This is a genomic window from Enterococcus sp. DIV1368f, from assembly GCF_051712245.1.
In the GTDB taxonomy this organism is placed as follows: domain Bacteria; phylum Bacillota; class Bacilli; order Lactobacillales; family Enterococcaceae; genus Enterococcus; species Enterococcus faecalis.
In genome coordinates this window covers 665,077-690,418 of the sequence record NZ_JBIOON010000001.1, presented here as the reverse complement: position 1 = coordinate 690,418, position 25,342 = coordinate 665,077, and the positions used below count along the sequence as shown (strand labels likewise).

The window sequence follows — 25,342 nt, the reverse complement described above, 5'->3', positions numbered from 1 at the left end:
TCACCTCATCTAGAAATCATAGGCCAAAAGAGCCATTAAGTTATTATAGGAATAGACTTGTTTCGTAACTTTATCACCAAATCCTCCATAAATCGGACTGCTTGAATCCATAATTTGAAAATTATTAAGTACTGTAATTGCCGCACGATACAACTCTTTGTCATTTTCGGCAACACCAATTAAAGCCGCTATCGCATAACTGGCTGCAGATTGATTTTTATCCACGGGCGATCCATTTAAATCATACGAGTTAAAAAGCGTTCCTTGCTGAACTTGTTTTCGTACAAAATCAATACTAGTCTGTTTCGCCATACCCACTTCACTTAAATGAACAATCGTTAATAAAGATTCAATAATATTAAGTGTTCCGTTGTTTTCGTATTTATTTGTTTGATGATTAAACTTCGTTTGATAAAGAGGTAAATCATCAGAAATATAGCCATCGTCTATTAATTGGTAATGATACTGCAAGTAGTCTGCTGAAATCCCAAATTCTTTGTATAAATAACCCAGCGTAATTAAGTCAATATAAAACAAAGAAGTTTCTGAAGACTGTTGTTTTGATTTACTATCGTAAAAATCAATTAGAATATTATCTTTCATAGAGGTTTTCATAAAACTCTTGCCTAATTTTTTAATTTCTTGATCGTACTGATCTGTTTTAAAATGCCCCCCTGCTTCAATTAATGAACGAATGATCCGTAAATCATCAATCGAGGCATTGACATTGTACTTATTGCCTTGCTCGTCAATTCGGTAACTAAATTGGACGCCGTCGTAAAAGGTGTCTTTCGTCTGCTTGTAAAAATTATCAAAACGTCCCTGCGTATCAAAAGCTAAATTACGCAAATATAGACCCGAAGACTCACTTAGCAACTCATGTCCTGTGGCGACATCTTTGCGTTCAGCATCTGGTAAATAATTGGTTAAAAAACCGCCGTTTGTTTTGAGCCGGGTTTCAATAAAAAACTTCAACAAATCTTTGCGTTCAGCGGTTTCTTTTGTGTGAAATTCATGTTTTGTTAAAAAATGTTGTTTGTCTGTCGACATTAAGCGTTGAATTTTTGGATTCACTTTTTCCACCTCTACTTTATAGGATTTTTCTCTAAACAAAAGAAAATATCCTCCCAGAAGCACCACGAATACCCCAATAAAAATCCAAAGTTTTCTCTTCATTGTTACGCCTCTTTTCCTCACTTCTTTATTGTCAGTGTACACAAAAGTACTTGTTTTTGCGAAACTTACGCTACATCTTCAAGCGCAAGAAAAAAAGCAATCCATAAAAATAAAAGGATTGCTTTAACCGTTTCGTCGATCATTTCCTGTCATCGTAATCTCTTTTGACAGATAACGCACACGTTCCATAATTCGTCTGGCTTTTAGCGGCTCTTGTTCTCCTCGTTGCGTCACGGTTAAATGCTCTTCTAAAGCTTTTAAATCTAGATTGGAAGAGAAAAAAGTAACTAATTGTTCTTGCATTCGGTATTGCAAGATTACGCTTAAAACGTCGTCACGAATCCAACTAGTCATGGATTCCGCACCAATGTCATCAATCATTAATATAGGGGATTTTTTTACTGCATCGAGCTTTTCACCAACTTGATCGCGACCAATGGCTTGCTTCATTTCTACTGTAAATGTTGGAAAATGAACAATTGTCGTAGTAAATCCACGTTCTGCTAAAGCATTAGCCATCGCACCTAATAAGAAAGATTTTCCTACACCGAAGGGGCCTTGTAAATAGAGCCCTTTATGAAATTCTTTTGGTGTCGCAGGATATTCTCTTAAAAATTGCATTGCTTCTGCTAACGCTTTGGCTCGACCTTGAGAAGATGGATCGAAATCTCGTAAATTTGCTTCTCGGACATCTTTTGGCATGTCCATTGCCCTTACTCGATTACGAATTTCTTCTTCCTTCTGACGGGCGATTAAATCAGCCGTTGGGACATACGTTACATCAATGTAATGAAAATTCAACATTAATCTTGGCTCATAGCCTGGGGCAATCATTGCCGGATCGTTTAATTGAAATTTCTTTTTTTCTTGAACAAATTCATACAGCTTAGCATAACTTTTACGAATATCTTCATCGGTTAAACGCTCTCGGTTTGCTTGTATAAAGGCTTGAACATCTTGATCTTTCAATACTTCGTTAACCAGCTCTTCATATCGTTCATTGATGTCACGCTTCTGGATAATTTTTGACATTTCTTTTCCTACGTCTTCCATCATTGGTCACCTCCTTGGTTTAAAAATTCTTGAATTTGTCGATCTAACTCGGCTTGTTCTTCTGGGGAAAGTTTTGTTTCATCGTTTGGCTGATCGGCCCATTCTGGCAATCGCTCTTGTCGAACAGTTTGGCGTTTCCCTGAATAATTTTGTTGTCGCTGTTTTTGTTTGGTTTGGCTTTGTTTTGCCAATTCTCTGACATGTTCAATTGCTTTTTCTGGTGAATGAATGCCACTTTGTCCCCATTCATTCGCAATTCGATTCACATACTCCGCTTTTAAAGTCGGTTGTTGTTGAATGTTGTAAACATAGTTAATCAAAATATTAATCACACTAGTCGGTAAGCCTGATTTAGCAACCAAATATTTCACTAATGAACGTTCTTGTGGTGTCGTATAGCCGCCTCGACTATTTTTTAAAGCTTCTAAATATTGAATAGGCGGATTCTTTTCACTATCCATAATCATTTGAATATCCAGTTCAGAAAAACCATTCATTTTTAATGTGTTATATCGATACGTTTGTTGCTCTTCCACCGTCAATTGTGCTTGCTTGTTTGTCACTACGTTTGTTGGTTGTGGTTTTTTATCAGGATCAAACGCTTGATGAATCGTTCGCACTAATTCCTTAGGCAAAATTCGACTTGTATAATAGTCAAATGATTTCGATGCAAAGTCTACCATATCTAACTCGTTGATGCCATATAATTGATGAAAAACATAGACTTCTTCTTGAAAACTAGCCTCATCTTCAGGCAATTGTAAACCTAAGCGGTGCAAACCTTCCACAAAATAGTGCCAATCAAAAGAATCCGTTGATACAGAAATTTTCTTCGATTTTTCTTTTTGAGAAAAAGTTTCTTGAATCGTTGTCAATCGGTTCGCTTCGGAAACAATTTGTTCTTCTTTAAAGGCATAAACCTCTTGAAAGCTAGCGGAAACATTTTGATAGCCCTCTGTTTTGGTAGGATGCGGTTGGAACTTTTGCACTAATTGATCAAATTTCCGTTGTCCAACCCGGTTAAATAACACTAAAGCTAACACTTCATCTTTAAAAAAACGAGCGGCTGTTTCAGGTGCTTTTAAATAATATAAATAACAATCTCCTAATTCCCGATCTGTTTTTTTATACGTTTCTAGCAACCCAATGCCTTCTAATTTGTAGCAAGCTTCTTCTAATTGTTGGCAACTCAAGTCCAGCAAACTAATTAAATCTGCATGAAACAGCGAGCCATTCTCCTCTGAGTCTGTTGTTTCAGATAACAAAAGCCAATATAAACTAAACGCATTGGCGCCGACAATTGGTTGATATAAAAAGGTTAAAACCTCTTTCTCTTGATCAGAAAGCGGTGAATCAATAACCGCTTGAAAAATATTTTTTGGTTGGATTCTTTGCCGATTTCCTTTCAAAGAAAGACCTCCTTTTTAATTTTCTGAGTCAGGAGAAGAAGATTTTGCTTTGTCGACAATGTCCTGTAACTCTTTCAAAAACACGCTCATATCTTTGAATTGTCGATAAACACTCGCAAAGCGGATGTAGGCAATTTCATCTAGATTGACTAAATCTTCCATCACATATTCACCGATAAGCGTTGTAGAGACTTCATTTTCCCCTAAACTACGCACTCGATTTTCAACATTATCGACAATTTGAACCATTTGTTCCATAGCAACGGGTCTTTTTTCCGCAGAGCGAATGAGCCCCCGCAAAATTTTATCACGATTAAATTCTTCACGATCCCCATTTTTCTTGATCACAAGTAATGGCGCCGCTTCAATTCTTTCAAATGTAGTGAACCGATAACTGCAATTTTCACATTCACGACGACGGCGAATTGCACGTCCATCATCTGCTTGACGGCTATCAATAACACGGGAATTATTATGATGACATCTTGGACAACGCATAACGTTCACCTCTTCTATTCTGTATAATTTTTGTTGCCTATATTATAACATGAAATTGCGCTATTACTAGGTCTTTAGAACTGGTTCTTCGTTGAATCTTTGCCATTTTTTAATAAAAACAAAGACTTTCACTGTTTTTTCTGAAATTTTCAAAATATTTTACGCCATAAAAAAATATTCACTTCTTTCCAGTTTGTTCCTCTAGCCACTTCTTCACTTGTTGTTCCGTTTCTTCTCTAGTTCCTTGATTATCAAACACGATATCTGCTCGTTCTTTTTTCATTTCAATCGGCCATTGGCTAGCAATTCGTTGTTGCGCTTCTTCTTCTGTTAATTGGTTTCGGGCCATCAGACGCTCTTTTTGAATCTTTTCTGGTACATATACCACAGCAACTTGATCCATTATCGCCTCATAATGAGCTTCATAAAGCAGAGGAATATCAACAATAACCAGGGAGGCTTTCTTTTTAGCTTCTTCAATTTGACGTAAAATTTCTTTTCTTAAAAAAGGTTTCAGCGTTTCATTTAACAGCTCTCTTTTTTGAGGACTAGCGAAAATTAATTGTCCTAATTTTTTCCGATCCAATTCACCAGTTGTTAATACTATTTCTGGTCCGAAAGTTTCAACGATTGCGGCTAAGGCTGGTTGCCCTTTTGCAACAATTTCGCGGGCGATAATGTCGCCGTCAACAATTGGATAACCTGCTTTTTTAAAAAGAGCAACAACCGTACTTTTACCTGTCGCAATCCCTCCTGTAATGCCTAAAACTTTTGTCATTTCAATCGACGACCTTTCAATTGTTGGCATTGTGGACAATAATGCGTACCACGTTGTGCCACTTTTGTTTTAACAATTGGCGTACCACAACGATTGCAAGGTAAGCCTGTTTGCCCGTAGACATTCAACGCTACTTGAAAAGTCCCTGCTTCTCCTAACGCGTTTAGATAGGTGCGGATGGTGGTTCCACCTGCTTCAACAGCGCGTGCCAAGACGTCAATGATTGCTTGATACAACGTAGCAACTTCCGCAGGTTTTAAGGAATCTGCTGGTTGTTCTGGATGGATTTGCGCTTGCCAAAGTGCTTCATCTACATAAATATTCCCCAAACCCGTCACTAGCTTTTGATCTAACAGCAATGGCTTAATTGCTTTATGATGCTTTTTCAAGCCTTGTTGAAAAGTAGCTAATTGGAAAACGTCTGGTGTTGGCTCTGGGCCCAAAGCTAAAATCCCTTTATATTGATGACCTTGATTCTTAGGAACCAATGTCATACGGCCAAATTTCCGTACATCTAAATAACGTAATTGCGTGCCATCTGTAAAAGTAAACATTACATGGGTATGTTTGGCAATTTCATCATCAGCCTGATGAAACTCATATTTTCCTTCCATCCGTAAGTGAGAAATCATATCATTATCAGACAATTTAAAAATCAGAAATTTTCCTCTTCGCTCAATCCCTTCAATCGTTTGACTAGCTAATTGACCTTGAAATACATCAACTTCTGGTGATTCAATAATTCTTGGCCAAAAAACAATGACTTCTTGAATGGTTTTTCCTACAACAAGTTTTTCAAGTCCTTTTCGCACTGTTTCTACTTCTGGTAATTCTGGCATTATTTTTGCTCCTTTATATAAAGAGGTCTGAACGCTTAGATATCAACGTCCAGATCCTACTTATCCTTATTTTATTCATCGTTCTTAATAGGTAAGCTATTATTTTGCTTCATACCATGTTTTTCCCCAACTGCTATCGGTGATAAGTGGCACATGTAAGGAAACTGCGTGCTCCATCACTTCTTTGACGAGTTGATTTAATTGTTCTAATTCTGATTCTGGTACTTCAAAAACTAATTCGTCGTGCACTTGTAATAACATTGTCGCTTGTAATTTTTCTTCTTTTAAACGACGCGCCATTTCAATCATCGCAATTTTTAAAATATCTGCGGCACTTCCCTGAATCGGTGTATTAATCGCTGTACGTTCAGCGAACGAACGTAGATTAAAGTTTCTTGAATTAATATCACTTAAATAACGACGGCGATGATACAATGTTTCCACATAGCCTTTGTCTTTGGCATCGCGGACAATCTCTTCCATGTACTGTTTCACGCCTGGATATTTTTCAAAATAGGTGTCAATATATTGTTGCGCTTGCTTTCTAGTAATGCCTAAGTTTTGGGACAAGCCGTAATCACTGATACCATAGACAATTCCAAAATTCACCGCTTTAGCTTGACGACGCATGTTAGGTGTGACATCTTCTGCTTTTTCAACACCGAAAACTCGCATTGCAGTGCTGGCATGGATATCTTGTCCTTCCACAAACGCTTCTTTTAAATGCTCATCATTAGAAATATGCGCGAGCACACGTAACTCAATTTGAGAGTAATCAGAAGAGAAAATCAACCAATTATCCTCTCTTGGTACGAACGCTTCTCTAATTTTTCGGCCTTCTTCTAAACGGATAGGAATGTTTTGTAAATTAGGATCTACTGAGCTTAATCGTCCTGTTTGTGTTAGTGTTTGTACATACCGAGTATGAATTTTATTATCTGGCTGAATTACTTTTAAAAGTCCTTCAACATAGGTCGATTGAATTTTGGCAATTTGACGATAAGTTAAAATATCGGCCACAATTGGTGCTTGTTCTTTTAGTTGTTCTAAAACATCTACCGCTGTTGAATAGCCAGTTTTCGTCTTTTTGATCACAGGTAAGCCCATTTTTTCAAATAAAATAACGCCTAATTGTTTAGGTGAATTCAAATTAAATTCTTCGCCAGCTTCTGCATAGATTTTTTCTTCGATTTCTTTCAAGCGTTCTGAAAATTCTACTTGCATTTCTTTTAAGCGCGTGGCATCAACACGGATACCAGTTATTTCCATATCGCCTAAAATACGAGAAAGTGGTAATTCCATTTTATAGAATAAATCAGCTTGATTTTTTTCTGTTAATTCGCTATCTAATTTGCTTGTTAAAAATTGAATTGCTTTAATCTTACGTGCTAAATGACCAAAGAAAACTTCTTCGTCCTCTGGCAAGCCTTTTTTGGCCCCTTTTCCATAAATGGCTTCATCAGATTGAATCGCATCATATCCGTAATGTTGTGCTACGCCTTCAATATCCGCGTTATTGTCATTGGTATCAAGTAAATAAGCAGCCAATAAAACATCAAAGGCAATCCCTGTCATTTTTCCTACATAGCGATTTAACGCAACATATGTCCGTTTTGCATCGTAGACATTTTTTTTACGTGTCTCATCCATCAACCAGTCGATAAATGGCTGACTTTCAAAAACAGCTAAATTATTCGTGGTATAAATCTTCTTGTTATTGCCCCAAGCAAGGCCGACAATCGGTGACGTATGATAGTTATCTTCCATCATCTCAACATAAAGAGCCATATCGTCTGTAAACATTTCATTGGTTAACTGATCTTCGACTACTTCAAATAAAATATCTTCCATTTCAACAGGTTCTTCTGTAATGTCCAACTTAGCTAAAAATTGTTTAAAGTCCATTTCTTTATAAAAAGGAACCAATTTTTCTAAGTTTTTTCCTTCATATGCCAAGTCTTCCACATTGACTTCGACTGGTGCATTGACTTCAATTGTCGCTAAACGTTTAGAAAGAAAGGCTTGCTCTTTATCATTAATCAAGTTTTCTTTCATTTTGCTTTTTTTCATTTCATCAATATTCTCATAAACCCCTTCAACTGAGCCATATTGTTTTAACAGCTTAATCGCGGTTTTCTCACCGATTTTCGTTACACCTGGAATATTATCCGACGTGTCGCCAGCCAACCCTTTCATATCAATAATTTGCTTAGGCGTTAACCCATCATATTTTTCAGCAATATGCTCAGGCGTATATGATTCAATATCGCTAACTCCTTTAACAGTGATATCTACTTTGACAGTGTCCGTCGCTAATTGTGTCAAATCTCGGTCCCCTGATAACACGACAACATCAAATTCATCTTTATCAACTTTGTTGGCTAATGTACCAATAATATCATCTGCTTCATAGTTAGGTAGTTCATAATATTTTACGCCTAAACCTTCTAAAAGTTCACGAATATACGGCATTTGTTCTTTAAATTCCCCCGGTGTTTTTGAACGTCCGGCTTTATATTCTGAATAAAATTCTGTTCTGAATGTGGTTTTCCCTGCATCAAAAGCGACTAAAACATGAGTAGGCATTTCTTTTTGCATTACATTTTCAAACATATTGTTAAATGCATAAATAGCATTTGTATGCAAGCCGTTCTTATTTTTGAATCGTTCTAATGAGTTATGTAGCGCAAAAAATGCACGAAAGGCTACACTGTTTCCATCAACGAGTAATAATTTTTTTTTGGTCATTTTTTTCCCCTCATCTTTAGCAAACTAGTTTCCTTTCTATTTTAACAAAAAACTACAGAATTTGCAGTAGACGGCGATTGCAGAATGAAAGAAAAAGGTATTTGACATAGTTCCTTAGTGACAACTATATCAAATACCAAAATCAATCAGCAATACACGCTGGATCTTCACAAGTATGAGAATCTTTTTACGGCAAAACATTTCCCGCTGCACGATAAATATCGTACCAATCTTCGCGACTAATCACAATGTCTGCTGCTTTAGCAATTTCTTCAATTCTACCAAGATTCATACTTCCTGCGATGACTTGCATATTAGCAGGGTGGCGCAGAATCCAGCTGCTGGCTAAGCCAGTTGGCGTTGTTTGATATTTTTCAGCCAATTCGCTTAATTTTTGATTTAACTCAGGGAATTTTTCATTTCCAATAAAGACACCTTCAAAATAACCATATTGGTACGGTGACCATGCTTGAATAGTCATTTGTTTCAACCGTGAATAATCTAAAATACCATGATCATAATCAATGCTTCCTGATATTTCCATATTTGTTTGTAAGCCTTGATCCACCATGCCAGTATGCTTGATGCCAAATTGTAATTGATTAGCTAATAATGGTTGTTTAACAGCTGTTTTTAAAAGTTCAATTTGTCCTGGCGTTTGGTTACTTACACCAAAATAGCGAACTTTCCCTTGTTTTTCTAATAAATGAAAAGCTTCAGCTACTTCTTCTGGTTCCACTAAAGTATCTGGACGATGCAACAATAATGCATCGACTGAATCTACACCTAAACGCTGTAAACTCCCTTCGACCGCTTCTAAAATATGTGCTTTCGAAAAGTCAAAAAAGCCTTGACGAATTCCACATTTTGTTTGTATAAAAATATCTTCACGACGAATGGTACTTTCTTTTAAGGCCTTACCAAAAATGGTTTCGCAGTCGCCGCCACCATAAATGTCGGCGTGATCAAAAAATGTAATGCCATGATCATAAGCAGTTTCAATTACCTGTTGAGGATTTTCAGCACCATTTAAGCGCATACATCCTAAGATAACCGAAGAAACTGTTTCATCACTTGTACCAAATTGCAGTTGTTTCATTTTAATATCCTCCTCATCCATTCCTCTTACTTCTTCATTTTAACACTATTTAGACAAAATTGGACTTCTTACGGTAGATTCGCTTCGACTTTTTCAAAAAAAGCAGGAGATAATTCCTCTGGCAAATAAACCACTGTCATAGAAGAAAGCGCTACGTTCATCTGAAACAAATGATTGACAATTAAGAGGTGTGCTTGGTGAAGTTGATACGTTGGTTTTCCATGAATAATTGTAATATTCTTTTTTTCACTGAAATAGCTTTTTATAGATTGCCCCAACGCTTGTTCCTTTTCTGGAGGAAAGTCCGTCAATAGGCAAATAATATATTTTTTTTCATATAAAATCGGGTCAAATAAATCTAGGATGTGATAAAAATAGCAACTCGTCAATTCCCTTTCTTTTACTGAAGTAAAGACTGGATACAGGCGTTTTAAAAGCCTAATTAGTTTCTGTAATCTGTGCCAAGTTTGCTGATAACGTACAGCGAGTGTTTGTTCCTGTTTATGAGCTGGCAACCATGCTTGTCCGTCTAATAAACTATTCATATGCGTACTTAAAAATCGACATAAATGAATTTCTTGATAGTTAAAATGATGTTGTGTAAAATTTCTCCTAATTTCTTTCATAATAAAAATAGCTGTTTTTAAGCATAAACTTTCTATTTTCATTTGCTCATGAATAAAATACTTTCGCGCTCTCTTGCCAAAACAACCACCAAAATGTGCTTCAAGAATCACAAATAACGCTTTTTGTTCTTTAAGAGATATAAAAGAAGTGCTCAACACTTCCACACGAAATAAATAAAAAAAAGCACTTGTTTGTTGAAATAAATTAGCATTTGGCACTGAAATTTCACGCCCACCTCTATATCGTTTCTCCCAAATATAAATTAGCCAACTAAGATGATTCTGTTGTGCTACATTTAAATCCAACTCAAAAAAGGTAATGATTTTCCGAGTCATTTCTCTGTTTTCTTCCAGACAGCTTTCTTGAAAAAACAAATAAAAACAAAGGATTAACTGTCGAATTTGCCATTCATTGCCAGTTAAATCGTAATGTTTTTGACGTACAATAATATCAAAATTAACTAGCCAACGTCGAATATTAGAAAGTTTCTTCCGAAGAGTTGATTCCTGTAATCCCAATACCTGGGTCAATTGCGCATAATTGATTCGCTCTTCAATTAGACAACGTAAAATATAAAACTCGGGAATAAAATAACAAAATTTTTGTCTAAACCGAGCCAAGCCACAAACGCATAATTCACGATATTTTACAATTCCTTTGGTCGTTGTATAAATCTTACAAAGCCCTTCTATCTTAAACGTTTCCTGCTTTTTTTCAAAACGTTGAATGTAACAATGGATGGTTTTGTCGCTCACCTTTAGTTTTTCTGCAGCCATCAAAACAGAAAATGTCTGCTCTTGTTGCAGTAAATCCAACAATTCCAACATATTTTTATGTTCAAAAGACAATAATTCCTTGAAATCCATATATCGTCCCCTTTCACTCCCTTGTTATAAGAATACGTCAAATAAGGCAAAAATTTTTTTAAGAAGAAAAAAATAGAGAACAAAAAGTATTGATTACTTTCCGCTCTCTACAATTATATCGAATTATTTTTTTGAAATATGCAGTGTCATAGCATTTGCTGCTACAATAATTGTACTTAATGACATCAAGACAGCACCTACAGCTGGATTTAAAACAATCCCAATTGGTGCAAGAACCCCAGCCGCTAAAGGAATGGCGACAATATTGTACCCAGCTCCCCACCAAAGATTTTGGATCATTTTACTTCGTGTTTGTTTGGCTAAATCTAAGAACCTTAAAATATCTTTAGGATCACTATCCGTCAGTACAACATCTGCCGAATCAATCGCTACATCTGTACCAGCGCCTATCGCAATACCGATTGAAGCACGGGCTAAACTTGGTGCATCATTAATACCGTCTCCTACCATCATGACCTGATGTCCCTCAGTAAGATATTGTTGTACAATTTTTTCTTTATCTTCTGGTAAGAGCTCTGCGTAGTATTCCTTCATTCCTAAATAATTAGCAACTGCACTGGCAGCTGTTTGATTATCCCCTGTTAACATGACTGGCGTAATTCCTTGCGCTTGTAACTCTGCAATAAATGTTTTAGCTTCTGGTTTGACTTTATCTCCTAAAGCAAGCAGTGCGACTAATTGACCAGCGATGATTAAATAGCTCAAGGTATTTCCTTGCTCTTGATAGTTTGTTTTAATTGTTTCATCGAAGGTTAACTGTAACCGTGCAACTTCTTTTTCATTGACTATTTTGACTTCTTGGTTTTGAACAGTAGCAACCAGTCCTACGCCTGATAAAGCTTGCAGATTATGGGCTTCATAAGGTTGAACGGCTTGTTTATTTAAATAGTTCATGATCCCAATTGCCAACGGATGGTTTGCATTTTTTTCTAATGCTCCAATATATTTAAGTGCTTCTTCTCTAGTGAATTGCTTACTCATTAATTCTAAGCCAGTAACTGTAAATTGTCCTTCTGTTAAAGTACCAGTTTTATCCAGCAACACATATTCAACCTTATTGGCTTGTTCTAATGCATTCCGATTTTTTAAAAGTAAGCCATTTTTAGCAGCAATGGAGGTACTTCTAGCAATCACTAAAGGAATTGCTAAGCCTAACGCATGGGGACAGGCAATAATAAAAACTGTAACCATTCGTTCAAATGCTAGCGACAAATCTTTCGTTACGAGTAACCAACCGATAAATGCTAACACACCTACGAATAAGGCAATATAGAATAGCCACTTGGCTACACGGTCTGAAATGGATTCTAGTTTTGATTTTTCCGATTGCGCTTGTTTAACCATCTCCATAACTTTTGACAGGTAACTATTTTCACCCGTGCCAGTTACCGAAATTTCAATCATTCCGTTGCCATTGACAGCTCCACCAATCACGGAGTCGCCAATGTTTTTTTCTACTGTTTTTGATTCCCCTGTAACCATCGATTCGTCGACTGTTGTGCTTCCTTTCAAAATTTTACCGTCTGTCGGAATTTTATCTCCCGAACGAACAATCAAGCGATCGCCTTCTTGAACATCTTGCAAAGGAATTTCTTCTTCCCCATGTTCAGTCATTCGTTTGACTGTGTCAGGTAACAGTTCAGCCATTTTTTTCAAGGCATCACCAGCATTAGAAATAGCATTCATTTCAATCCAATGGCCTAAAAGCATAATAACAATCAGAGTGGCTAATTCCCAGAAAAAGTCCATCACGTGGGCCTGATTCGTAAAATGATTCATGTAAAACGCATATAGGCTGTAAAAATATGATACCGAAATCCCCATCGCAATTAACGTCATCATTGCTGGACTCTTTTGCTGTAATTCCATTTTAGCGCCACTTAAAAATGGTTGCCCACCATAAAAAAATAGCACAGTTGCTAAAATTAAGACCAACCAATCAGAACCTGGAAAAGTAAATTGAAAAGGTAATTGAAAACCCATCATTGGTGAAAGAACAATAATCGGAATAGCTAAAATCAATGACAGCCAGAATTTTTGTTTAAAATTCCCCATATGCATTGAATGATCCATTCCCTTCATTCCTTCATGTTGGTGTGACATAGCCATTTGTTCATGCGCCATATCATGATTCATGTGATTCATTTTATCGTGGGACATTGTTGGCTGTTTTTCCTGGTGTTGTTCATGATTATGTTTTGCTGACATATGATCCCTTCTCTTCTTAAGTATTTTCATCTTAAGCATAGCACAAGATGAAAATTGTTAGAAATAATTACTTTTTTTAGTTTAGAAAAAAAAAGAGCCGAATTTTGCGTATGTATATTTTAAGAACACCTTATCCTCATATTTATTACAAAAGGAGTGTTTCAATGAAAATTACTACAAAGCAAGTCGGGGCACGCATGCGTGAAGCTCGAAAAAAGAAGAAGTACACTTTACGTTATTTAGCCAATAAAATTGGTTTATCTAGTGGAAGTACAATTAGTAACTGGGAACTAGGTTTGAATTTACCCAATAAACGATACTTAAAAAAAATCGCTAAAGCCTGCGATACAACAGTAGATTGGCTACTTTATGGTGATTTCGATCGATTTGTGCGCCAGCTATTAAAAGAAAATTTTCAAAATAAACAACTGCTAAAACCACCTTTTTTTACTCAGTTGATGGTACGTTTATCTGAAGAACAGCTATCCTATCACGATTCCTTAAAAATTATGATTCAAGCGCAAAAGTTACAGCAGTCCTTTTATGCTTTTCCTTTAACAGTAGAAGCCCCCTCTCATTCCCAAGAGAGTATTTCTATTTATGAACCAACAACTGCAGAAGAACAGTCTGACCAATCTTATTATCATCCGTTTATTTTGTCAGAACTCCATGAATTATTTACACATTCTCAAAATCCAGAATTGGATTATTCTCTGATTATCGCTTTTCTTCCTTTGTTAAAAGTAGATCAATTAACTGAACCACAAAAAGAAGTCTTACTGGCCATCTTTAAGCGGATGAATTCCTTTAAAGACCAAACGCTTTTAAATGAATTCTTTGTGGAATTACAGTATTTACTCTGATTCTACAAAAAAGATTGAGCCATGTATCTCAAGGACCTAGGCTCAATCTTTTAGTTAAATTTCTTCTATTTATGAACGATTCTTTCGTTCGACTAAGTGCGTTTTCCGTTGTGGGCCAATGATTAAAGGAACGGATTCATATTTGACTTCACTGTATTCCAAGCCAAACCAACTTTCAGGAGAGGTAGTTAAGTTTTTGATAGCTAATTTTGCCTGCATAATTTGTCGATCCCATTTTTTCAGTTCAGAAACGTTAGATAATTCTTCTTGAATTAATACAAATTGGAAATCGCCAACTTCTCTCCCTGGCGTTAATGAATAACGTTGTGGCTGTTTTGGCAAGCGGCCTGTTTTCATCAAGTCATGAACAATTTGTCTTAAATATACATTCACTTCTTGAGAAATATGGAAGCCTAAATATAGCTGAACTTGCACAATAAAATCAGTTCCTAACATATCAACAGAATACTCTTGAGTAAAGGGTTCATCTGTTACCTGAACATTAACAAACCAATAAACATTCGCTCGTTTTGGTTGTTTGTCCAAAATCGAATAAATAATATTACGATTAATTTCGCCGTCCACTCGATCGGAGGTTAAAAAGACCACGTTGGTTTGATACATAGGTACAGATGTATCTTCTTTCAAAGCTTTAAGTTGTGGTACATATTTTTCCAACGACACTTGTTCCGCCGTTGCTTCCTTAATCTCGTTGCCGCGTTCCCAAATAATCATGATGCATAACAAGAAGACTGCCATTCCCACAGCAACATATCCACCATGGAAAAACTTCGCAGCACTTGAAAAGAAAAAGACAACTTCAATGGCAGCAAAGAACAAGGAAATTAGATACGCAGACCAAGCTGGAATTTTATCCAAAAGATAAAACAACAATAAAATGGTTGTCATTAACATCGTAATCGTAATCGATAGACCATACGCAGCTTCCATGTGTGTCGATGTTCTAAAAGCCAGCACGATTGCTGAACAAGCTAACCACAAAATTAAATTTACCGCTGGAATATACATTTGACCGATATTGCTCCCAGGATAAATAATTTTAAGTCTTGGTAATAACTTCAATTTAATCGCTTCAGAAACTAAAGTATACGAACCTGATATTAACGCTTGCGAAGCAATCACTGCGGCGATTGTTGCAAAAACAACGCCAAATACGAGAATACCCCGTGGAATCATTTGGAAAAATGGGTTAATTTCAGCTAATGCCTGCATTTCAGGGTTTTCTTTGACCGTTAACAACCACGCAGCTTGACCTAAATAATTAAGAATCAAACAAATCTTAATATACGGCCAGCTAATGCGGATATTCATTTTTCCTACATGCCCTAAATCAGAATATAAAGCTTCAGCACCAGTTGTAGCCAAGAAAATATTCCCTAAAATAAATAGACCTAATTTATTTTCTGGACTGACTAGTAATTGCAAAGCATAATATGGATTTAATGCACGAATAACCGTCCAATCTTGGCTAAAATTCATTAAACCAATGATGCCTAAAAAAGTAAACCACAAGAACATAATCGGCCCAAAAGCTTTCCCGACCAATTCTGTTCCAAATCGTTGAACAGAAAAAAGAATTAAAATAATCGTCAACGTAATAACCACTATAATCGTTTGGTCATTGCCAAAACGTTCAAAAAATGCCGGAATCCCCCGTAAGCCTTCAATCGCTGTCGTCACTGTCACAGCTGGGGTCAAAACGCCATCAGCCAGTAAAGCGGCGCCGCCAATCATTGCGGGAATAATCAAATACTTACTTTTTTTACGAACCAATGTATAAAGAGAGAAAATCCCACCTTCTCCATGGTTATCAGCATTTAAAGCAATAACAACATATTTAATCGTGGTTAAGATAGTCAATGTCCAAAAAATTAATGAGACCGAACCTAAAATAAACGATTCAGAGACCCGTGCCAAGCCACCATTATCTCCTACAATGGCTTTCATTACATATAAAGGGCTCGTTCCAATATCTCCATAGACAACGCCCATGGCAACTAAGATCCCTGCCATCGTAAATTTCCGACGATCAAACCCCTCTGCTTTGTGTAACACAATACTTTCCTCCTACAAAAGAAATGACTTCGTTTAGTTTAACCAACAGCTCCATAAAAACTTTTAAAACTCTTTATTATATAACGTTTTATATATCTTTTTCATTAGTCAAAAAGCGCTTTTTGACTAACGATGCTACTCACTATAATACGTTTTAAATCGTTTAGCAAGTCTTTTTATTAGAGAATGTTCATCTTAGATAAGAAACCCACCTATTTTGAAAAAAGGAAAATCAAAAATAAGAGCGTGGGACAAAAATCACTTTGGATTTTTGCTCCACGCTCAAAAACTGATAAACGGCGGGAACAGAAGCAACTCCTTCTTATTTCTCGGAGTTAAACGCTTCTGTCCCGACCTCTTGCTAACTATTAAGATAATTCCCTGAACAAAAGTAGCTTCTTTTATTCCTGTTAAATTTAAATCACTTCTTCTTCCTCTTCAACTTCAGAGAAATGGAACTTAATCATTTCATTGACGAAAATTGGCACAAAGGATAGGAAAATTGCTAACATCCAATGATTTAAACTAATATGCACTAATCCAAATAGTTCTTGTGTGAATGGTAATAAAGCAATGGTTGTGGTAATTAATAATGCTAAAACGACCATTTCAAAGAGCGACTTGTTGCTTGATAATTTTACACGGAAAACAGAGTTCGCACTACGAACATTAAAGACATGTAAGATAGAGGAATAAGCTAAGATTAAAAATGCCACTGTTTGTCCAACTTCATAGCTGTTTGAAACATAGGCTGAAACACCTGGTACAAAGGCACCTAGGTAAAAACCAAACAAAGTAATGACTGTGAACACTGCTGCATTAATCCCAATCTTTTGCCATAAGCCTCGTGCAAAAATCCCTTCGTTTTTAGGGATTGGTGCCTCATCCATAATTCCTTTTTCCGCTGGTTCTTTTCCTAATGCAAAACCAGGTAACCCATCTGCGACCACGTTAACAAACAACAGTTGAACTGCAGTAAATGGCGCACCCCAACCAAGTAACATGGCAATTAAAACAATAAAAATCTCAGAAATATTACAGCTTAACAAGAAGTTAATGGCTTTACGAATATTTCGGTACACGGCACGTCCTTGCGCAACCGCATCAACAATAGTTGCAAAGTTATCGTCCGTCAAAATCATATCTGAAGCGCCTTGGGCCACATCTGTTCCAGTAATCCCCATTGCGCAACCGACATCACTAGCTTTCAAGGCTGGCGCATCATTCACGCCATCTCCGGTCATTGCTACAACAGCGCCAGAACGTTGCCATGATTGAACAATTCGAATTTTATCTTCAGGGGTTACACGTGCATAAACGGATAAATCTTTAACCCGTTTATCTAATTCTTCATCACTCATTTTTTTCAGTTCTGAACCAGATAAGGCTTCACTTTTATCTTTTAAAATTCCTAATTCTTTAGCAATTGCACTGGCTGTTACCACGTGATCACCAGTAATCATCACTGTTTTAATTCCAGCTTTTTTCGCACGAGCAATGGCGCCCTTACTTTCTGGACGTGGTGGATCAATCATGCCAATTAAGCCTAACAAGCGAAGATTTTTTTCCAAAGCCTCCGATGTAATTTCCTTGGGTGGTTCATCATATACGGCATAACCGACAGCAATAACTCGTAACGCTCGTTTTCCGAAACGATCATTAACAATAGCCGCTTGATCGACATCTCCGAAACCAAAACGAGGTAGTAACACATCAAAGGCTCCTTTAGTAATTGAGATGTACTTTTTCCCCCATTGATGGACCGTAGTCATCATTTTTCGTTCTGAATCAAAGGGAATTTCACCAATACGAGGATATTTTTCTTCAAGTTCTTCTTTCGTATGATAATTCTCTTCGACAGCACGAACAATTGCCGCTTCTGTCGGATTCCCTGTAACAGTTAGTTCATCGCCTTCTTTTTCCACAATGACATCTGTACATAAAGCAGCCATTTTCAGTACTTCCATGGCTTCATCGGTCATGGCATCTTCCGTATCCGTTACTTCATCACCACGATGCCATACTCGGCGGACGCGCATTTTATTTTGTGTCAGTGTTCCTGTCTTATCAGAACAGATAACATTCGCAGTTCCTAGCGTTTCTACTGCTGGCAATCGACGAATAATCGCATGTTTCTTAGCCATTTTTTGAACACCATATGCTAAGGTTAACGTTACAATCACGGTTAGTGTTTCTGGCACAGCTGCCACCGCTAAGGAAACGGCTGTCATAAACATTTCAAGAAGCGGTTCTCCTTGCAGTTCACCAATAATGAAAACAATTGCTGCAGCCCCTAAGGCTAACAAACTAATACGTTTGCCTAATTGATTCAAGCGTTTTTGTAATGGTGTTTTTTGCTGATCGCTGTTATTCAGTAACCCAGCAATTTTACCCATTTCTGTATTCATTCCTGTTGCAGTTACTACTGCTCGTCCGCGGCCATTCACAACGGTACAGCCTTTGAAAATCATATTTATTTGATCTCCTAAGCCATCATCGTCATGCCCCACGTATGTAGGATCTTTTTCAACAGGTTCACTTTCACCTGTTAGTGCTGACTCTTCTACGCGCATTTGAGAAGCTTGAATAAGTCGTGCATCGGCTGTAATCATTGAACCAGCTTCAAGAACTAGAACATCTCCTACTACTAGTTCTTCAGCATCGACTTCGATTACCTTGCCATCTCGTAAGACTGCACTACTTTGCTTGTTCATGTCTTGTAAAGCCGCCAGAGATTTTTCAGCATTTCCTTCTTGAACAATGGCTAAAACAGCATTGATAATCACAATTGCAATAATTAAGATTCCTTCAAAATATTCGCCATGTTCTGTTACGATTGCTGTATAAAACGAAATTGCCGCAGCAACTAATAAAATAATCGTTGTAAAATCAGATAAACTGTGAATAAATTTCTTTAACACAGAATCCTTCTTAGCCTCTTCAAATTGATTGCGGCCATTTTCTTTCAGCCGTTGTTGGGCCTCTTGTTGTGTTAAACCAGTTTCAGTATTGACTGAAACTTCTTTTGTGACAGTATCGACAGTTTGCTTGTAAGCTTCCATCCTATTCCCCCTCTAATTTTTTCTTCCTATATAATAGTGTCTCTATTAAATATAACATGATTTTTTTTGAACACGCAACTTTTTTCATCTTTGGCTTAGCGTTCTCTCATATCTCCAGAAAAAACTGGTATTTTCGTTGTTGCTACAGCAATGTTTCTATTTGATTATGGGAATTTTATGAAAAAGGAAACGAATTCAGCCAAAAAGCAATGGACATTTTTTTCATTTTGTCTGATAAAAAAATAGTTTATTTCTATATATTCAACACAAAAACAACAAAAAAATACAATGTTATTTGGTTCACACGATTATTTATTTTACATGTTATAAAATAACCAGAAAAATATTATATTTAATCTTATTAATAAGTGTTATAACTTGCAAACGCTTCCAAAAGGTGCTATTCTTTAAGTGTAAGGAGGACATGCAAATCAATTGGTTGAAGATTTTCTCAGTAGATAAAAATCGGTAAACTCAAAGTTGTTAGAATTGCAAGATTCACCTGTAAACAATACGTGTAGAGTAATTGTTAGTGATAACTCGTATCGGAAAATAGGGAAAGGTTATAGAAGGATGGAGTTTCTATAAAGCATTTACCCTATCTGTTATCACCTAACGCAAGTTATCCACCATCCAAGCGTCGAAACTGTATGAAAACAAGGTTTTAGTTTCACCACATCACGTTCACCTTTTGCTTTACATGTATCGCGAAATGTAAACACTTATTCAACCAATTGATGTCCTCCCGTTAACAAGGCCGAGCTTAAATTTAAGCTCGGTTTTTTCTTTTAGGCAATAAAATATATTTGTATCAAATAATCATATGTGTTATATTCAAGGTGCACATTCTATTTTATCTTCTTTTAAAGGAGGGAATGCTATGCGAAAAAAGAAAAAATCTTCGTTTGAAAGTTCAATTCATGTTTATCGTGCTATGGCTCGTATGACTCAGCAAGATTTGGCCAATCGAGTCGGTGTCTCTCGACAAACAATTATTCAACTGGAACGAAACAAGTACAATCCTTCATTACTTCTTGCGCATGACATCGCGAACGTCTTTGGCGTAACCATTGATGATGTGTTCACCTTCAAAGAAACACTGAATGACGATGTAGAACAAGAAGCCTAAACAGTATAAGCTGTACTTAACAAGACAATTTTTCTGATTGTACTTGGAGTTGCCGAGGTACAACTTAGTACCGGCAATACGAAGAAAGCACTTCTTCGTATTGTTGTTTCAATAATTAATCTTTGCTTACATAAAAAAGAACGGCGCAACCGTGGTTGCGCCGTTCTTTTTATTCTAAGATTGTCTACTAAGCACTTTTGTCCTAGTAGCGTTTTGGTTTCTAACTTTATTATTTACAGGGGAAGAAAAAATAAAGCACACCTTTACTGTGATTCCAAAAATCACGTGTTTATCATAATATATTTTTGTTTCAATCCCAAGTATTCTGCTCACAAAGTGTCGCTTATTTAATAAACATTGCATCGCCAAAACTAAAGAAACGATATTTTTCCTCAATTGCATGTTGGTAAGCAGCCAATGTTAAGTCTTTTCCTGCAAAGGCACTCACAAGCATCACTAACGTAGATTTTGGTAAATGGAAGTTCGTTGAAAAAGCCTCTACGACTTTAAATTGATACCCTGGTGTGATAAAAATATCGGTCCAGCCACTGTCAGCCTGGATTTCACCATTAAATTTTGTGCCAATTGTTTCCAACGTACGAATAGAAGTTGTTCCAACGGCAACAATCCGACCGCCTGCTTGGCGTACTTCATTTAGTTGCTTAGCCGCTTCTTCAGTTAAACGATAGAATTCGCTATGCATATGATGTTCTTCTATATTATCAACGCTCACGGGACGGAATGTTCCTAAACCGACATGTAAAGTTAAATAAACGAGATGAACACCTTTTGCTTTGATCTCTTCTAATAGTTCTTTTGTAAAATGCAAACCCGCTGTTGGTGCTGCAGCTGAACCATTTTCTTCAGCATAAACCGTTTGATAACGATCTGGGTCATCTAGACGTTCTTTGATATATGGCGGCAATGGCATTTCTCCTAACGATTCTAAAATTTCTAAGAAAATACCATCATATTTAAATTCAATGATTCGACCACCATGTTCCAACTCTTCTTTAACCACCGCTTTTAGGCGACCATCGCCAAATTGAATTTCCGTGCCGACTTTTGCACGTTTCGCGGGTTTAATCAAGGTTTCCCATGTATCGCCTTCTGTATTTGTTAAAAGTAAAACTTCCAAATGACCGCCTGTTTCAGGTTTTTCTCCATATAAACGGGCCGGCAGTACCCGTGTGTTATTCATGACTAATGCATCCCCAGGCTGTAATTCATCAAGAATATCATGGAAATGTCTATCCTCCATGTCCCCTGTTTCTTTATTTACAACTAATAATCGTGAACTAGCGCGATCTTTTAGTGGGGTTTGAGCAATTAATTCTTCTGGTAAATCAAAATCAAAATCTTCTGTACTTAGCATTTCCGTCACTCTTTCTACTAGTTTTTATCTTGGTTATTCTAACACTTTTTCTTGTTTCTGGCTATGTCAGCCTTCTGAATCAAACTAAATAGTTGTCAAAAAATGTCAGAAGCACTATACTTACTTTAAGTAAGTATACATAGTTATTTAGAGGAGGAACTCAAAATGCATGCTCAATTTCATCATGTTTCACTATTAGCGCGTCATGGTCAAGAAAACCAATCATTCTATACAAAATTGTTAGGCTTACGCTTTGTCAAAAATACCGTAAATCAAGACAACAATCGCATGCCTCATTATTTTTATGGCGATTATCAAGGCACACCGGGAAGCTTAGTAACTTTTTTTATCGTGCCCTTATTAGGCAACCGCTATGAAGAAAAAAATTATTTAGCCACGATTGGCTTAAAAATTCCCCAAAACAGCCTTTCCTTTTGGGAACAACGTTTAACAGAAAACAAAATTCCATTTAACAAAAAAGAAAAGAGCCTACATTTCAGTGATCCAGATGATACGCATATTATCCTGACAGAAGTTCCTGAAAATCCATTAAAAGAAACACTCGTTGTTTCTAACGACATTCCAGCAGCGGTTCAAATTATCGGTTTGGCCTCTACTGAATTTCATGTGCCAGATTCTGAAAAAACCTTGGCCTTTTTTGAAACATTTCTTGGTTGGCAAGCAGTTGGCAATACGATTATTTTAAGTGAGACGGAAAGCTTTTCTGTTCATCAAACAACGTCGGATAAAACAAGCCGAATGGGGCGTGGCAGTATGGATCATATTGCTTTTTCTGTGGCTGATGATGAAGCATTACAAGAACTACACACGCGCGCTTTAGCACAAGGCTGGGAGATTGAAATGTATGTAAGTCGTGGATATTTTAAAAGTTTATACATTCGTGAACCAGGCGGGAATCGGGTTGAATTTGCTACTTTAACTCCTGGTTTTACATTGGATGAGCCTCTGGAACATTTAGGGGAAACATTGGCTTTACCGCCTTTTTTAGAACCAAAACGGACTGCAATTGAAGCCAACCTCTACAAAGACATGTAACCAACGCTTTAGAAAACAACGGAAGACGGACGTAATAATCGGTGACAAAATTACGTCCGTCTCTCTTCCCCTATGTTTGAATGTTTGAACAAGAGAATAAAAAATGACCTTCAGATTTTTCTGAACGTCATTGCACATTCCATAAAAAGCATCCTTCGTTCTTCCACTTCTTACTTCTTAAAAAAACTGGTAATTTTTTCAAAAATTCAGTAAAATAAAAGTGATCAATGGTTTCCATTGATTGAACGGGCAACTTGATGGTCCACTTGCACAGGTGACTATTCAAGGCTTCGTGATTTAGTTGCCGCTAAATCATGAAGCGCCTTTTTTTATTTTATTCCCTTGTTCTCTTTCCATTCTAATGAAAAACTCAGCTCCCGTCAACTTGCTATAAAGGACACTTTTCTTTGTTATAGCGGCTTTTCCCCCTTCTCAGAATACTCTTTTTAACATCTTGTTTCGTTCAGACAACTTTTACTAAACAATAGTTATCTTTTCTTTTTTTTAGAACGAATTAAAAAAATTTTACCGCCTTCTTTTTCCCATTAAAAATAGATTACATTTGTCGAAATCGCATTTTTATAGCATACTAGTAATAAGATACATTTTCAAAATATTTAGTTGAGGTGAGTAAGTTGATAGAATTTCAGCATGTATCAAAATTTTATAAAGGCGGAAAAGTCGCCGTTGATGACATTAATTTGTCTTTCGATAAAGGTGAATTTATCTGCTTCATCGGAACAAGTGGTAGTGGAAAAACAACATCAATGCGGATGCTTAACCGCATGACCGACCCTTCAAAAGGAAAAATTTTAATTGATGGCCAAGATATTCAAAAAATCAATCCTGTAGAGCTACGTCGCCAAATTGGCTATGTCATTCAAAATATCGGCTTGATGCCTCACATGACCATTCGTGAAAATATCGTTTTAGTGCCTAAATTATTAAAAGTACCTGTGGAAGAACGCAATAAGATAGCCGAAAAAATGATTGATTTGGTTGAGTTACCACGAGAAATGTTGGACCGCTATCCCAATGAACTTTCTGGCGGACAACAACAAAGAATCGGCGTTGTGCGGGCTTTAGCTGCCAATCAAGATATTATTCTAATGGATGAACCTTTTGGTGCTTTAGATCCTATCACCCGTGATTCATTACAAGATTTAGTGAAAGATTTGCAAGAACGTTTAGGAAAAACTATTGTCTTTGTTACCCATGATATGGATGAAGCGTTGAAATTAGCAAATAAAATTGCCATTATGAGCGAAGGCAAAGTAATTCAATTTGACACACCAGATAATATTTTACGTCATCCAGCCAATGAATTTGTAGAAGAACTCATCGGAGAAGATCGCTTATTACAAGCCAAACCTGATTTCACCACAGTGGATGAAGTCATGTTAAATTCAGCAATTACTATCACGCCGGAAAAATCTTTACAAGAAGCGATTAAATTGATGCGTGAAAAACGGGTTGATACCTTATTAGTTGTTGATAATTCCCATGTGCTTAAAGGCTTTATCGATGTTGAAACATTAGATCAGCAACGTGGCAAAGCTTCTAGTGTTGGTGATATCTTGAATAAAGATGTCTTCTTTGTTCAAAAAACCGCTCTTTTACGTGATGCTTTACAAAGAATCTTAAAACGTGGCTTAAAATATGTGCCAGTCGTTGATGAACAAAAACGAGTGGTGGGCATCTTAACACGTGCTTCCCTTGTTGACATTGTTTATGATGTTATCTGGGGCGATGAAACAACGATTAGTGAAGCTGTAGAAGCAAAACAAAGCGAGTCCGAAACTGATAAAGAGGAGGCGTAAGCAATGAGTAGCTTCTTTCAAGAATATGGATCAGAAATGATTTCAAAAAGTATTGAACATATTTATATTTCATTCTTTGCACTTTTATTAGGGGTCGCTATCGCTGTGCCCGTTGGCGTTTGGTTAACACGTTTGCCCAAAGTAGCCAATATTGTCATTGGTTTAACAAGTGCCTTACAAACGGTTCCTTCGTTGGCTTTATTAGCTTTGATGATTCCAATTTTTGGTGTCGGCAAAACACCCGCTATTATCGCGCTATTCATCTATTCCCTTCTACCTATTTTAAGAAACACGTATATCGGAATGAAAAATGTCGATGAAAATTACCGAGATGTTGCTAAAGGCATGGGCATGACCAATTTACAGTCTATTTTTAGTGTTGAATTACCCATTGCCATGCCAACAATTATGGCCGGCATTCGTTTAGCTGCTGTCTATGTCATTGCTTGGGCTACACTGGCTTCTTATATTGGTGCAGGTGGTCTTGGTGATATGATTTTCAGTGGATTAAATAACTATCAGCCAGAATTAATCTTTGGCGGGACTATTCCAGTAACTATTTTAGCACTTTTAGCAGATGTTCTTCTTGGATTATTAGAAAATCGTTTAACGCCAAAAGCTTTAAGGGAGGGCGAATAA

At 36.8% G+C, this 25,342-nt stretch carries 18 protein-coding genes; 5 read left to right on the top strand and 13 right to left on the bottom strand.

What is annotated here, in order from left to right; all coding sequences use genetic code 11:
* Positions 1–9: 9 nt before the first annotated feature.
* From IGL07_RS03395 to IGL07_RS03350, 10 genes are all read right to left on the bottom strand, one after another.
* Positions 10–1,218, bottom strand: coding sequence for a hypothetical protein (locus IGL07_RS03395; protein ID WP_025189493.1), 1,209 nt, complete (start codon positions 1,216–1,218; stop codon positions 10–12).
* Positions 1,219–1,299: 81 nt separating this feature from the next.
* Complete coding sequence (gene dnaI, locus IGL07_RS03390; protein ID WP_002355760.1) at positions 1,300–2,229, bottom strand: primosomal protein DnaI; 930 nt, start codon at positions 2,227–2,229, stop codon at positions 1,300–1,302.
* Positions 2,229–3,638 carry a replication initiation and membrane attachment family protein gene (locus IGL07_RS03385; RefSeq protein ID WP_002358810.1) on the bottom strand — a complete coding sequence of 470 codons (1,410 nt, stop codon included), beginning with the start codon at positions 3,636–3,638 and terminating at the stop codon, positions 2,229–2,231. The genes dnaI and IGL07_RS03385 overlap by 1 nt, the downstream gene beginning before the upstream one ends.
* A 15-nt stretch (positions 3,639–3,653) precedes the next feature.
* A complete protein-coding gene (gene nrdR / locus IGL07_RS03380) occupies positions 3,654–4,136 on the bottom strand; it encodes a transcriptional regulator NrdR (protein WP_002381296.1) in 483 nt (160 codons plus the stop codon).
* A gap of 178 nt (positions 4,137–4,314) precedes the next feature.
* Positions 4,315–4,914, bottom strand: a complete 600-nt coding sequence (gene coaE, locus IGL07_RS03375; RefSeq protein ID WP_002358808.1) for a dephospho-CoA kinase — start codon at positions 4,912–4,914, stop codon at positions 4,315–4,317.
* Positions 4,911–5,753 carry a DNA-formamidopyrimidine glycosylase gene (gene mutM / locus IGL07_RS03370; RefSeq protein ID WP_002388831.1) on the bottom strand — a complete coding sequence of 281 codons (843 nt, stop codon included), beginning with the start codon at positions 5,751–5,753 and terminating at the stop codon, positions 4,911–4,913. Before mutM ends, coaE begins: the two co-directional genes overlap by 4 nt.
* 99 nt (positions 5,754–5,852) lie before the next feature.
* Positions 5,853–8,501 carry a DNA polymerase I gene (polA, locus tag IGL07_RS03365; RefSeq protein WP_002355755.1) on the bottom strand — a complete coding sequence of 883 codons (2,649 nt, stop codon included), beginning with the start codon at positions 8,499–8,501 and terminating at the stop codon, positions 5,853–5,855.
* Positions 8,502–8,688: 187 nt separating this feature from the next.
* Positions 8,689–9,600 (bottom strand): aldo/keto reductase, encoded by a 912-nt coding sequence (locus IGL07_RS03360; protein ID WP_002355754.1) that lies wholly within the window; start codon positions 9,598–9,600, stop codon positions 8,689–8,691.
* A 68-nt stretch (positions 9,601–9,668) separates the two neighbouring features.
* On the bottom strand, positions 9,669–11,093 hold the full coding sequence (locus tag IGL07_RS03355; protein WP_010817103.1) for a helix-turn-helix domain-containing protein: 1,425 nt from the start codon (positions 11,091–11,093) through the stop codon (positions 9,669–9,671).
* A gap of 123 nt (positions 11,094–11,216) precedes the next feature.
* Entirely contained in the window at positions 11,217–13,361 is a 2,145-nt protein-coding gene (locus IGL07_RS03350; RefSeq protein WP_025189492.1) for a heavy metal translocating P-type ATPase, read from the bottom strand.
* Positions 13,362–13,486: 125 nt separating this feature from the next.
* On the opposite strand from IGL07_RS03350, the gene IGL07_RS03345 reads away from it, so the two are divergent.
* Complete coding sequence (locus IGL07_RS03345; RefSeq protein WP_002396538.1) at positions 13,487–14,185, top strand: helix-turn-helix domain-containing protein; 699 nt, start codon at positions 13,487–13,489, stop codon at positions 14,183–14,185.
* A gap of 69 nt (positions 14,186–14,254) precedes the next feature.
* Here IGL07_RS03345 and IGL07_RS03340 read toward each other — a convergent pair whose 3' ends face one another.
* Positions 14,255–16,261 (bottom strand): KUP/HAK/KT family potassium transporter, encoded by a 2,007-nt coding sequence (locus IGL07_RS03340; RefSeq protein ID WP_002381294.1) that lies wholly within the window; start codon positions 16,259–16,261, stop codon positions 14,255–14,257.
* Positions 16,262–16,677: 416 nt separating this feature from the next.
* Positions 16,678–19,323, bottom strand: a complete 2,646-nt coding sequence (locus IGL07_RS03335; protein WP_002358801.1) for a calcium-translocating P-type ATPase, PMCA-type — start codon at positions 19,321–19,323, stop codon at positions 16,678–16,680.
* An 823-nt stretch (positions 19,324–20,146) separates the two neighbouring features.
* Here IGL07_RS03335 and IGL07_RS03330 point away from each other — a divergent pair.
* A complete protein-coding gene (locus IGL07_RS03330; RefSeq protein ID WP_002355748.1) occupies positions 20,147–20,452 on the top strand; it encodes a helix-turn-helix transcriptional regulator in 306 nt (101 codons plus the stop codon).
* 343 nt (positions 20,453–20,795) lie between these two features.
* On the opposite strand, the gene queA is transcribed toward IGL07_RS03330, so the two are convergent.
* A complete protein-coding gene (queA, locus tag IGL07_RS03325) occupies positions 20,796–21,827 on the bottom strand; it encodes a tRNA preQ1(34) S-adenosylmethionine ribosyltransferase-isomerase QueA (protein ID WP_010817101.1) in 1,032 nt (343 codons plus the stop codon).
* 165 nt (positions 21,828–21,992) lie between these two features.
* Here queA and IGL07_RS03320 point away from each other — a divergent pair, with 165 nt between their 5' ends.
* The 3 genes from IGL07_RS03320 to IGL07_RS03310 all read left to right on the top strand — a co-directional run bounded on the left by IGL07_RS03320 (position 21,993) and on the right by IGL07_RS03310 (position 25,342).
* A complete protein-coding gene (locus tag IGL07_RS03320) occupies positions 21,993–22,883 on the top strand; it encodes a ring-cleaving dioxygenase (protein ID WP_002355746.1) in 891 nt (296 codons plus the stop codon).
* Between the two features lie 626 nt (positions 22,884–23,509).
* The gene (locus tag IGL07_RS03315; protein ID WP_002355745.1) at positions 23,510–24,703 is read left to right on the top strand and encodes a betaine/proline/choline family ABC transporter ATP-binding protein; all 1,194 of its coding nucleotides are present in this window, start codon (positions 23,510–23,512) and stop codon (positions 24,701–24,703) included.
* A gap of 3 nt (positions 24,704–24,706) precedes the next feature.
* On the top strand, positions 24,707–25,342 hold the full coding sequence (locus IGL07_RS03310; RefSeq protein ID WP_002355744.1) for an ABC transporter permease: 636 nt from the start codon (positions 24,707–24,709) through the stop codon (positions 25,340–25,342).